This is a genomic window from Paenibacillus sp. NPDC055715 (assembly GCF_053617595.1).
In genome coordinates this window covers 19,661-32,788 of record NZ_JBSHGA010000003.1, presented here as the reverse complement: position 1 = coordinate 32,788, position 13,128 = coordinate 19,661, and the positions used below count along the sequence as shown (strand labels likewise).

11 protein-coding genes are annotated in these 13,128 nt (G+C 33.4%); 3 read left to right on the top strand and 8 right to left on the bottom strand.

The window, feature by feature from the left end:
- Window positions 1-211: 211 nt before the first annotated feature.
- The 4 genes from ACWGOO_RS07100 to ACWGOO_RS07085 form a co-directional block, all read right to left on the bottom strand.
- Complete coding sequence (locus ACWGOO_RS07100; RefSeq protein ID WP_452482085.1) at window positions 212-1,477, bottom strand: DNA modification methylase; 1,266 nt, start codon at window positions 1,475-1,477, stop codon at window positions 212-214.
- 727 nt (window positions 1,478-2,204) lie between these two features.
- Window positions 2,205-2,534: a hypothetical protein gene (locus ACWGOO_RS07095; protein ID WP_452482084.1), complete on the bottom strand. Its 330-nt coding sequence runs from the start codon at window positions 2,532-2,534 to the stop codon at window positions 2,205-2,207.
- Window positions 2,535-2,739: 205 nt separating this feature from the next.
- Entirely contained in the window at window positions 2,740-3,795 is a 1,056-nt protein-coding gene (locus ACWGOO_RS07090; RefSeq protein ID WP_452482083.1) for a hypothetical protein, read from the bottom strand.
- A gap of 320 nt (window positions 3,796-4,115) precedes the next feature.
- Window positions 4,116-4,538 (bottom strand): hypothetical protein, encoded by a 423-nt coding sequence (locus ACWGOO_RS07085; protein ID WP_452482082.1) that lies wholly within the window; start codon window positions 4,536-4,538, stop codon window positions 4,116-4,118.
- A gap of 857 nt (window positions 4,539-5,395) precedes the next feature.
- On the opposite strand from ACWGOO_RS07085, the gene ACWGOO_RS07080 reads away from it, so the two are divergent.
- Window positions 5,396-5,953, top strand: coding sequence for a papain-like cysteine protease family protein (locus tag ACWGOO_RS07080; RefSeq protein WP_452482081.1), 558 nt, complete (start codon window positions 5,396-5,398; stop codon window positions 5,951-5,953).
- 118 nt (window positions 5,954-6,071) lie between these two features.
- Window positions 6,072-6,860, top strand: a complete 789-nt coding sequence (locus ACWGOO_RS07075; RefSeq protein WP_452482080.1) for a hypothetical protein — start codon at window positions 6,072-6,074, stop codon at window positions 6,858-6,860.
- Between the two features lie 153 nt (window positions 6,861-7,013).
- Here ACWGOO_RS07075 and ACWGOO_RS07070 read toward each other — a convergent pair whose 3' ends face one another.
- The 4 genes from ACWGOO_RS07070 to ACWGOO_RS07055 form a co-directional block, all read right to left on the bottom strand.
- On the bottom strand, window positions 7,014-7,859 hold the full coding sequence (locus ACWGOO_RS07070; RefSeq protein WP_452482079.1) for a hypothetical protein: 846 nt from the start codon (window positions 7,857-7,859) through the stop codon (window positions 7,014-7,016).
- Between the two features lie 398 nt (window positions 7,860-8,257).
- A complete protein-coding gene (locus ACWGOO_RS07065) occupies window positions 8,258-10,030 on the bottom strand; it encodes a hypothetical protein (RefSeq protein WP_452482078.1) in 1,773 nt (590 codons plus the stop codon).
- Between the two features lie 16 nt (window positions 10,031-10,046).
- Complete coding sequence (locus tag ACWGOO_RS07060) at window positions 10,047-10,490, bottom strand: hypothetical protein (RefSeq protein ID WP_134911142.1); 444 nt, start codon at window positions 10,488-10,490, stop codon at window positions 10,047-10,049.
- Window positions 10,471-11,640, bottom strand: a complete 1,170-nt coding sequence (locus tag ACWGOO_RS07055; protein ID WP_452482077.1) for a hypothetical protein — start codon at window positions 11,638-11,640, stop codon at window positions 10,471-10,473. The genes ACWGOO_RS07060 and ACWGOO_RS07055 overlap by 20 nt, the downstream gene beginning before the upstream one ends.
- A gap of 518 nt (window positions 11,641-12,158) precedes the next feature.
- Here ACWGOO_RS07055 and ACWGOO_RS07050 point away from each other — a divergent pair.
- On the top strand, window positions 12,159-12,989 hold the full coding sequence (locus tag ACWGOO_RS07050; RefSeq protein ID WP_452482076.1) for a helix-turn-helix domain-containing protein: 831 nt from the start codon (window positions 12,159-12,161) through the stop codon (window positions 12,987-12,989).
- Window positions 12,990-13,128: the final 139 nt, after the last annotated feature.

The window sequence follows — 13,128 nt, the reverse complement described above, 5'->3', positions numbered from 1 at the left end:
TTCTCGCTTTCTTGAGGGTTAGGGGCTTTTTTTGTTCTCATTGAAAATAAGCTTAATTTTAACTTATCGTAGCAAATTTATATGAAACGTATGGCTTGACCTAATAAAGTCGGCTTATATCAATTAAAACTGCCATGTTCTTTCAAACTATAAAATCTACACTTGGTAATTTCGGTATTTCCTTGTTTATAATTTTTGTGATGCTATAACCTTATAAACTCATTATATGCTCACTAACTCTGGATTCAGCAACAACTTCTTGATAGCCCACCTTCACTCCATCCCGAATCAAATATACATCACTATCGCTGCCAACATGGGCAATATACCGCTTCACAATCACATCTACATATTTGGGGTCAAGCTCACTCGTATAACAAAGCCGATCTGTTTCCTCGCAAGCAATCAACGTTGAACCAGAACCACCAAAAGGATCAAACACAATATCACCAAGCTTACTGGAATTTTTAATCGGATAGCTAATCAAAGGAATCGGCTTCATGGTCGGATGATATTCATTCCGAAAGGGGCGATCAAATTGCCATAATGTCGTTTGCTTCCGATCACTGTTCCAGTAGTGTCCACCTGTTGGCTTCCAACCGTATAATACAGGTTCATGCATCCAATGATAATCGGCATGTCCCATTACCATCGCTTGCTTAGCCCATATACAACATTGTGCCAGTTTGAATCCTGCTTCAATAAATGCCTTCCTAAAGTTCAAACCTTCACTATCCGCATGAAATACATAAATACTTGCTCCATCATCTGCTACTTCAAACATTTGAGTATAGGCAGCCAATAGGAAAAAATAAAATTGGTCATTGTCCATCTTATCGTTTTCAATTTTCAATGCATCCTTCGTCTTACCTGTATAGTCCACATTGTAGGGTGGATCGGTTACAATAAGCTGAACCTTCTTACCATCCATCAATGTTGCGATATCCTGCCAATTAGTAGAGTCACCGCATATGAGCCTATGCTTACCAAGTATCCAGATGTCACCTTTGCAAGTTATCGGATGTTCAGGTAATGCTTCTTCTACATTAAAATCATCCTCATCATCGGCTGTATCTTCATGTAATGTATCCAGCAACTTCTCACACTCGCTCATATCAAATCCAGTTAGAGAGAGATCATAATCAGCCAGTTTTAATTCTTCTAGTTCCTGCGCTAAAAATTCAAAATTCCAATCCGCATACTCAGCCGTTTTGTTATCAGCGATTCTGAAGGCTTTGACCTGTTCAGGAGTTAAATCATCCACCAGTATCGTTGGAACTTGCTTTAATCTAAGCTTCTTAGCTGCTAACAAACGAGTATGACCTGCTATGATTTCATGATTACTGTCAATCAGAATGGGATTTTTAAAACCATAACTTTGAATACTTGTTGCTACATAATCTACAGCTTTCTCATTATTTCTGGCGTTTTTTATGTACGGAATTAACATTTCTACGTTTACGAATTTGATTTGCAATCCATCTCATCCCCCTTTCTACCTTCATTTTTAAAAAGGCTGCAATCCACATCCAGGTGTAAACCACACCAACTACAGTAATAAATCGTAATATTTCTATAATTATTGCTTGTAACATTAATAGCATTCTTGTTGCTCCTCTCTAAATGAAAAAGGAACCCTAGCTCATAGCCAGAGTTCCCATGTTATGATTCTATACTTGTAAATCTGCTCATTGTGTCACGTGACACATTTTACTCAAGTCCTCAATTCGTGTAGTTTAAAATTTGCAAATAGCAGTCAGTATTCAACAAGGTAAAATTCAATATGAAATACGAAAATTTTAAAGCGATAAATACAGCCAATTAATAATATGACTCTGAATTGTCCATGAATCCTACCAAGTCTATGTATGATCTACTCGTGGGATAGGGGAAACTAAAACCGCGATAAAACCACTTCGCTACGCTACGTAAACGGTATTCATCGACCTGCCGCTGTTTCCCCTCCCACACCCAACCCCTTTGCGGCTTATTTAGTTCACTTTTTCGCAAATTTCTAAGTTTCCTTAATTCATAAAACGGTTGATTCTATTGACTTTTTTATCATCTGGACAGCAAATCATGGATATATGTTATATATAGCATTACTCCACAATTTGCGGTCCAAGATTAAAAAAATCCTTATATGTACTACCTTTTTGACAGTATCGAAAATAAGAAAAATTTGATTTTTTTGTTACAACCGGCTATCCGTTAAATTTGCTAACTAACCAATATCGCTTCCCTTTATGGGGATTGTTGCTTCCATCTTCTAACTTTTTTCGGTTATCTGGAAAACTACCAATCGCATATTTTAATTGATTCGATTGGAGGTAGGATTGTAATTGGCTAATATCCTTTTGTAATCTGCCTCGATAATCCTTGATATCAAATTTTTCAATGACTTGTTTTTGACCCTCTTTGTATATTCTTTTACTAACTATCGTGTCTAAATAGCTACATAATTCTTCTTGCTCAAATAGTTTCTCAATCAACGTGATTTTATTTTTATGTAATAAGTTCGAAATGTACATCATATAGGCATCGCTTTCCTTTTCCCCCCAGTTTCTTCCCTGAAATTATTGGTTTCTCTGTTCTGATCCAGCATTACTTTAATCCGATCTCTCGTAGCTACAGCTTGAAGATATTTAACTCTGGAAACTGTCTTCTTCGATTTATATTTGCCATCACTTGTTGCGTTGTCTTTAATGATGTAATTGGATTTCCTCGAAAATTTACCCACTAGCTTTTTCCATTCTTCAACCCCACCATGAAAAAGGCATCTGCTTCATCCAGTTTCTTCTGGACGGATCTCAAGTAATTATTCAAATCTCGATTGCTTCGATTCAGTAACACTACATGTACCTTATCCTGGTCATTCTTGAATCTCTTTCGCCCAATACACTGTAGCATCGTATCCACATCAAATATATCGCACACAATTAATTTAATTTGCTCATCCTTCAAATCAAAACCATTATCAAGCACCGTCGTGGTGAATAGATATTTACAGTCAAACCTATTTTGCTTGATCATGGACCCCACTTGATCATCATCTACATATTTGAGATATTTTTTATTTTTGCTGCTTTTACTACATACGAATAGTGAATCGTCATACTTCATATGAAGCTCAAAAGCCTTTTGGATCGTGTCTGCATAATATATAATTTTATCGTTAGCTTTATTGAATTTGCGCTCAATCCATTTTTCTATTGCATAAAAGTCTGTGTAGAAGGATAACGATGCAATCTGATTGAATTTTATTGGAATGGAGTACGTCCATATTTTATTACCTTTTTGTTTGAGCTTACGTCTATATTGATCCTTGATATAAGAGAATAACACATGACCTGTTGCGGACATAAAAATTCTAATTTGAGACTGTAAACCGAGTATAGCTTGAAGGGAATCATCGGCATTATCATTAAATCCACTGTCCGTAGTAAAGTAATGCGACTCATCACACACAATATATTTATAGGGAGAAAAATTGTACTCTTTCCCTTTGTTAAGCTGATTTTCAATCGTTTGATATAATTCCACTTTGATTCTTGAGAATAATGAATTGTCGATAGCTTCCTTATTCTGTTTATACAGGTTCTTTCGATTAACCAATAAAAGGATATTCACATTTTGCCGATCCGCTAATTGTTCCAGCTTATTTCGAATAAAATAGGATTTACCTGAAGCCGTCCCACTGCTAATTAAAACGATATCTCCATTTTTCCATTCAACCTCCTCCCCGTTTATCTTCTCAGTTACATTTTGCTTTGGCTTATAATCATCAATTCTCATCAAATGCTCCTCACATCATTTCTAACATCTACATTTTAATGATTTGTTGCTTCCCATTCATCAATGGCTACAGATAGTTCTGGCGTTTTCAGATACATGGAAAATAAAACATTCGTCTTATAGTGTCGTGCCTTCGTTATAAACGAGAACCCCTTACTTGTCAGATAATTAAACAAATGAATATCGTAACAATAAAAATAGCTCACTCAGATTCACTCCTCTCATTTGTGGATCGCACCTTTATAGCAAGTGTCACCCAATCGCCCGTGTTAACAGGCGCTATATGTGTCACGTGACACCATTTACTCTATGGCCAGCAATTAATCCAGTATGTCATCCATTGAAACATGATTCTCTTTAGCATTATGATCTAATTGCTGCTTATAAAATTTAATTTCTTCCGTTAACGTTTCCAATGACTTCTCCTCTAAAGAATCGCTATAATTTTTACATTTTTTCAATTCATCTTGAAAGCTATGTAAATTCCATTTTTCTTCAATGTTGATATCAGAGTGAAAAAGTTCATTTCGCATCTCATCCCAAAATTTTTCAACCATCCATGGTCTGAATTTGGAATCAAAATGTTCTTTGTTTTTTTCCAAATCATAAACAACTGCAAAATCAATATCTTCTTCTGTTATATTGGAGATATGAAGATGATTGACAATACAATCCATTTGAGCGGTTAAAGCGAATCCTCGATTTTTAGAAACAACCACAGAGCCAAGTCCCATATAATTCAAAATAGGCGAGATGATTAAATCATAATGTCAACCATCCACCCAGCTTTTGACCTCGTTTACGGTTAGTTTTTCTTTTTTTATGTCATGTTTCTCCCAAAACGAACTATGAAATTTCCATTGATAGTTTTCAAAATGACTTTCTTCTCTTTGTGAACCGTTTTCATTAAGAAACTTTGAGGTCGGTTTGTTTTTTAGCAATCTGTTCAAAAACGATTCCATTTTCAATAATTGCTTGCCATGACCGTCTGAAATATACCCCTCTGCAACCTAAAAATGTTAATAAAAGGTAATTATTTTAATAGTCTTAAGCGGCTTGTAACAAAAGCTGCTAACTTTTTTGGCAATTTGGTCATGCGTGTATCCTCCTATATTTCATGCAAAAAACAGAACAAATGTTCTTATTTATATTATATCGCATATACCTTCGCTTTAAAAGACAACGATTATACAAACTTTCCTAAAAAAAGAAAAGATTTAAAATAAAACAAGAAAATCGAGGACAATATTCCCCCTCTTAATGAATGTTAATCCATTTTAGATTAATACCTGTAATAGAATCTATCGTCATCAAATGATAATATGGATCGGCTACACTTAGTTGAACAGAAAATGCCACTCCAATAGAGGCCCCTTCAAAGTAATAACTTCTATTTCTTTTTTGACCAAGACGATTTTGAGGTGCTTAATAGAAGTATGCAGACTTGTTTGCTAACTATATTACAGAATCAAGGTAGCAAAATTTCAAGAAGTTTACTATTATTTTTTATTCGACAAGATTCCCCTTACTTCGCTTGTTAAAGTAGGATATAATTTCAATATTGTCCAAATAAATAATAAAAATGAAGGTGGGAAAGAAAATGAATCACAGAAAAAAATTATTATTAGTTCTTCCATGCTTATTACTCTCTTTTTCATTATTTGCCTCTAGTGCTCTCGCTTATGTAAACTACAAAAATAACTCTGTATCTGCACAAGTTCAACAGAAATCAAATTGGTGTTGGGCAGCAGTATCTAGCATGCTTGCTAATTATCTTGGAGCAAATGCAACTCAATCACAGATTGTCACTAAAATTTATGGATCTTCCGTTAATAATACAGGCTCTGTTTATGATATGAAAAATGCGCTAGCTAATTGGAATGTAGAGTCTAAACCAATACGTTCTAAAGTTTCTTTTGGGGAAATCATTAGTAATATTGATAACAATATGAACTTGAGTGCAGCAATCGCTTGGACTAGTGGTGGTGGGCACGCTCTGCTTATAAAAGGATACTACCAAGATACAAGTAGATCTATACAAAATGTGTACTATATTAATCCAGGTGATGGTTCTGCTACAGTTAGAGACTATAACGAATTTGTAAGCAACAGTTCTTGGGATTGGCGTAATACTTTGAGTGCTGTATATGTGAATTAATTTACAAATAGTGTATTACTAAATTGTGAGCTTCGGGCTTTGCCTTGGTCTGAGATGCGATCTTATTCAAAAGCATGTTAATGAAGTAATCCAATTATATTCAGGGAGGCTCTATTTAATGAAAAAAAAGCTGATCTTATCGTTTTTACTGATGTTTAATATACTTTTATTTAGCTTCAATAATTTAATATTTGCTCAATCTGATGAATCAACTCCAGATGCTCAAATCAGAGCAAGCATAGAAAGTGAGTTCAAACTAAAATATGTTGATTCTTTGAATGCTGTAAAATCAGATTATAAACTTAAAGCGGAAGAAAATTTTGAAAATGCACAATTAAGTTCAGGTACTGCCTTTTATAATGTTACTAATGATGTATATAGTAGCGCTATAGATTTTGCAGGATATACCTTTACGTTAAAGATCAATGATCGAGAAGTTGCAACCATTTATGCAACTTCAAATACTGGATCATGGAAGATATCCAGTATTAGTAATCGAGTTAATTATGAAAATTCTTTATTAACAGCGAAAGCCACTCTTTCAAAAAATGAGAAGGTAAAACTTATTGATGATGAAAGGTATGGTCTCAATGCTTTACTTATTGAAGGAGGAGAAAAAGAGCGTGTAGTAGATCTAAGTGGTACTGGGAAAAACGTTAACATTCTTGAATCTAGCTCAAATAAAACAATTACAAAATCGTTATTTGACCAAAAGATAAAAGAAATGAAGTCGGAAAGATCTGGACCAGCTACCAAAGATGGAGCTGTTATAATGGGAACAGGTCAATTCGATTTTAATGAGCCTTCGAAGACTTCGAGTAATGTTCTTCCAATAATCTTATTTTTTCTCGGTATTATTTCATTATTCCCCATTTTTATAATCTTAAAAAAGAAAAGGAATTCTTAATGATATTTTGGCCTTGCTTGTTCAGCTATCTTAGATGAGGGTGGTCAGGGAACTTCCATTCTACTAGTCCTCATTTTTTCTGTCCAACTAACTGTAGCCTATCCACATCCAAAAACAAGAGTCTTCCTATAATGGGGAGGCTTTTTTGTTTTATTATTTGAAGGAAACTATATAAACAAAAATAATTATATTATTGACTATACAATGATCGTTAGGTGCGATAGGAAGTTCGATTTTATGCTCTTTGACCTTTCGACTGATTTTTTGGCGCTGCTTTTCATAGTGTTTTTCTTCTTCCATATAGGCTTGGAGCTTAGTGTACACGTCCTCTTCTTCGAGTGTACGATGATACGGAAGAATCATCTCTACATCTTCCGTTTTGGGTATTTCTTTGTCGGGGAGAATACAGATGGTTAGCTGCTTCATATCTACAGGGCAGAGATACACATCTGTCGTCATTAGGGCATTACGCGTCAAGTTTTTAGATACGGTACACTTGGTCGGTTCGGTTCCAAGGGAAACATGTACCTTCAATGCTTCAGCGTATTTCTCCAGTACAAATAGCTGGCGACATTCTTTGTTTTGAGCACCGGAAAGAACATTATCCAAAAATACATAGGTATGCCGAGCAATCTCTTGACCGTTTGACTTTGTATAGATGGCGGTAAAGCCCTTTTCCAGCAAACGTTTGAGTTTGTCGTTGTCCTCTTCACTACGTCCACGTCCCGTTTCAATAGTCATGATTGGGAGGAGATTCTTCTTTTTCCTGATCTGCTTGCTGTTATTGGATTTTGGATTGGAAATATCCTGATTGGTTATGTACTCTGGCGTAGCATCGAATTGCTTATTCATTATCTTTTCGTGTAAAATGTAATACATGAAGGTTTCACTTGTTTGCTTGGCATCTGCTTGAGTGTAGGCCAGCGAAAATTCGCCATTTTGCTCTGTTACATCATCAAGTTGATATTGCCATATGTGGTACTGTCTTTTTTTGATCATACGTTATCCTCCGATATTATTATTTTCTGCTATACGTAACAAATGTTCCTAAACATTATATCGAATATACGTTCGTATTAAAAGAGCCTATTTGGGAAAATTTTTTCTTAAAGAGGAGAGAAGTTCATGTTCTAAATGCAGCGTGAAGAGCAAGATGGAGGGACCCAGCAATGGTTTGCTGAGTCCCCTTTATTGAATTCTATACCAGTACTAATCATATATTATTCTCTGTTCGTTTGATTAGGTTACAGGACTATTTATAGTTTTATACCAGCATTAAAACAAACTTTGATTTACCTACTATTAATCTAAATAGTAAGCAGCAAGAAGAGAAACGAATATTTTAATGTATAGCACAATCCTTCAAGTAGATGAATCAATAGAACTGTTTATAAACCCTAATCATCGTTTACATCATTAGTATTCTCAAACTCAGTTTTGGCTAATGGGGGAACATAAAATGGATTAAAACCCGTTTTACTTTTGTTTACTAAGTTTTCTGAATGATCAGGATTTATAGCTAAATTTTCGTATTCTTCGTTATCAAATATAAACAATTGTAATCTATCTTTTCCTATACTTTCATAGGCAGTAGTTATTATTTTCCCTATAGCTTTGCTATTGTTTTGGTCAAACGGCTTTGAAATATGATCTATAACTAATATAGGGATTAATGGGTATATATCTTCTTTCAAGAGCATTTTGAGAAAACCTAAATATCCACATAGTTGTATAAGCGTGTGTCTCGCCATACTTCCTATATAATAATTAACTATTTTTCGTTCTTCTGTTTTATTTTCTTCAGAAATAGGCTCAACTACCATCGGTTGCAAAATATTACCTTTTTTCAAGTATTGTAATTTAAACCCGTCTCGTTCCAGGTCATCATTTACGACTGAAGAGATATCCTTAGCCGATTCATAAAGTTTTGTAATATATTGTGATAATTCTTTTATTTTTTGGCTATTATCAGAATTTTGTAATATTTTTAATTCGTCTTTTATTTCTTTAATTTTTTTTCTTTTTGCCTTAAGTTCCTCCGCAGGAGATTGAATACTTGTCGATAAACAGTCTTCAATTAGTACAATAGCCTTTGACTTTTCTTCTAATGTAAATAATTTAAACCTAGCATCATTGCTCTTAATTTTAGCTTTTAAGATTTCTCGCTGCTTTTTTAGTTCCTTTACAGTATTGTCACTTATCACGTATTTACTAAAGGAAATTGTGCTCTCAAGTTCAGTAACTAGATTTTTAAGCGGGGAAACTAAATAATCAAATGTATTGTTTTCATCAAGCAGTCCTTCTAATTTTGTCAGGAGCAGTATTCTGTTTTTATTATCCTTTTCGAATTGTCTAGAATCGGCAATGCTATTTTCATAAATTTTTATTTGTTCAGAAATATTGTTATACATCACTTCTAAATCTGCAACATTTTTTTCATTCTTCTTCTTAAAAATAACATGCATAGCCTTCATTTCATCTATTTTCTGCTTTATTTCATCTGCATTCTTACCATTATACCAAATGTTCAGACCAAGTTTTTGAAGATTGCTGTTCACTCGATTATATATAAATTCATATTTTGCAAAATTGTCTTCTAGAACCCTGACTTCTTCTAATAGATTATTCAACTCTTCTTTTAATTCATGTATTCTTCCAAGATTTTTATTAAATATAAAATTTAAGATAGGAGCTAGCTTAATTGAATATCTAACATCACTACATTTATCAAAAAAATCATGAATTGCTCCTTGCCTTTTTTCACCAAGAAAATTAAACATTGTGAATGACCTATAAGTTAATTCTTCTTCTGTAAACCTTCTTATCTCTTTTAGCTGATTTATATCTTTCACAAATATAGCATTCAGTTTTTCTTTGTATTCTCTAAAATTAATGCCTATTGATTCCACTTCATCAGAATAATTCAAATAGTTAAGTTCAGGATTCCTTGTTCTAGATATACTGTATTCAATAGAATTGTATTCAAATATCAGAGTTGCTTTCTCTAACGAATCTATATACCATGGCTTTTTTTTAATATCTTCAGATGATCCAAACATAAAATCTATAAAGCTATAAAATTCAGTTTTACCAGAGCTATTTTTCCCTTTGAAGTAGTTTATTCCCGACTTAAATTTGTAAGTAAACTCATTTCCATCTGTTCCATACATTATCAACCTAGTTATCTTAAACATTATTCATAACCTCTCTCAAAAATTGTTTTTCGGACAATTTCCTACTCTCCTCAATAGCTTTTTCTATAAATAAACTTTCTCCATATACAGGTTTGTCTGTACTTTTTTCTGGTTCTGATAGACAATGTAATTGATTATTTTCCAGACCTATTCGCCCTTTTATATTAAGAAGGTGAATAGCCTTTATAATATATGGAATGCTATTACAATATTCAACGTAATCACCAGAAAGCACAGAAATACATTTATAAATAATATCTTGTGTATTGTTTCCATTGTATATATTATTCGGAATCAAACGATCCTTTTTAATTAAATAAGAAAACATGAGCACCTTATTAACACTTAATATTTTATGCTTTATTATTATGTTTAAAATAATATCGCAATAAATACTGACTTGAAATACTTCGGCCTCAAGCTTTAGTTTGCTCATTGTCTTGGTCCTCCCATGAAATTTGATAATCCTCATCAATTCCATCTTTAGTTAAATATATTCCAGATCCGTATCGAATTTGTTCGTTAGCTGCATGTGAATTGCCCATTTTTTTTGTTTCATCCAGCCTACTGTATGCTTCGTCACATCCCTGCCTCTGTAACCTAAATTTGGAGTCCTCAAAGTTTTCATGCGTAGTTACTTCAATATCTTCTATTTTTCCTAATTTATTTGATTCCATATAACTAAAGCGTAGGTTATTATAATATGCACAATAAGTTAAGTGTTGTTCGAGCAAACGTGTGTTCAACTTACAAGCAAGTAATTGTTTATATTCTCTAGAATTAGATAAATTCATATCATTAAAATCAATCTTATGAATTTTCTTGAAATCAGCATACAAAGGAAGAGTTATTTCCTCTGTTATTCTAGAAGAAATACCCTCCACTATTTTCATGAACTCAGTATAATTTAAAATATATGGCTTCTTATCATTGATTGTATTCATAATTTGTACAGTAACATGTTGAAGTAATTCATTAATACGCTGAGAAAATACAACTTTATTTGTACCAGCTCTTCTAAAAATCATAGAACAATTTCCCCTGATTTTTTCATTAATATTTTCTTCAGAAACAAAACTATATTTTTCTTTAATAGAGTTGTATGTTTCCTCGAATTCCTCAAAATTATCATTATATATTTTTTTTACTTTTGTAATTATAGCTTTCGAATTTTTTTTTGACTCTTTAATTAATTCAAAATGCTCTTTTGCACATCTATCAAACAAAATATCTTTATTCCCATATTCATTATCAGTAAATAACACATATTCGCTAATCTCATTATCAGAAGATTCAAGTAAAATCCAATTCAAAATAATTTTTTGAGCGCTACTTTCTGTAATATTAGTTCTTTTGACTTGAATAGCCCGATTAGAGTTAATGCCTACTATTTTGTTATGAAAATTCTCATCATAATCATCTATTTCATCAGCTTTAATTTTCTTAACATTTACATCATCAATGGTTTCAAACTCTATTTGATTGCCCGCTTCAAGCGTAAGCATATAGCAAACAAAAACTCTTATTTGAAACGAAAAACCACTCAAACTATATATCCCACTACTATCTGGTAGATAGGTATCCATCATTACACCTCATTCTGTAAATAAGATTATTAAATGTCTTAATTGCTCCTATATTCTCACACAATAGCCCTCTCAATACATAAGTAACTTGCCTTCCTTCAGCATAATACATCCTTGCCACTCGCTTTCAACTCATCGAAATATCTCAACCAATATCAATGGACTATATACCCAATCCCAAGGAAATGCCTCAGCCCATTATTCTACTAAAATCTGCATAAATCTTCTTTATTTCTTACACTATAGCATATTCATGGGGATATATGGAACCAAAAAAAGCCCTTGAATAATACCAAGGGCCTAATTAAATTCATCTTCTAATTTAAGAGAAGACCGAGATTATTCGTGTTCTGTAAAAAACAAGGAGTCGTAGGTAACATATCTAATAAATTATAGGATTGGTCATAAATCTTTTTGCTCAACTGGTGGTTGAAAATTATAAAAAATCAAATATGAAGTTATTGTTCGTATCAACAAACTCCAATAGAATTGGATTACATGAAGGAGCGTGAGGATTAATGAAGGAAAAATTAGCAAGAAACATAAGCATATACCGCAAAGAAAGAGGACTTACACAAGAAGAACTCGCAAAAATACTTGGACTTTCATTTCAAGCCGTTTCCAAGTGGGAAAATGCTTATACAATGCCTGATATATCGTTACTACCTCAGTTATCAAGAACTCTAGAAGTAAGCATAGACAAGCTTCTTGGGTATGTATCGCAGGACAAACCGATTACCATTTACGAGGAAGAATATAAAACACAAGAATATTACTGGGGTACTGAACCTAATAAAGTGTGTTATCAGGTTTTGCAGTTTATGCCCCCTAATAAACACATGAAATTATTGGATATTGGATGTGGTGAGGGAAAAGACGCCGTATTTTTTGCTAGAAATGGATATGATGTCACTACGTTTGATGTTTCGGACGCAGGTATAGAGAAAACCAAGAGACTTGCTGAAAAAATCGGTGTCCATGTTAATGTATTCAAGGCAGATATTTTAGATTATCGTTTGGATACGCATTTTGACGTAGTCTTTTCAAGTGGTGTCCTACACTACATAAAACCGGAATTCCGCAAAGAAATATTTGAAAATTATAAGCAGTATACAAATCCAAACGGCTTACATTTCTTTAATGTGTTTGTAAACAAGCCGTTTATTGCTCCACCACCTGAAAAAGAACCTAATGCGTATAAGTGGTACTCTGGTGAACTGCTTGCACATTATTACGACTGGTTAATTGAAGATAGTTCAGAAGTTATCTTCGACTGTAACTCGTCAGGCATTCCCCACAAACATGCACTGACTAAAATTATTGCACAAAAGATAACCTCATTAGGCTAAAGATACTTCCATATTTAAGGCAACAAAAAAGAGGGGTTCGTCTTTGCCGCCCCTCTTTACCGTTTCTCCCATACATCCTCCAAATTAATTGTCCTTCGGCACTAACAATGAACAGCACTCAACCCTAAAGCATTTTGTT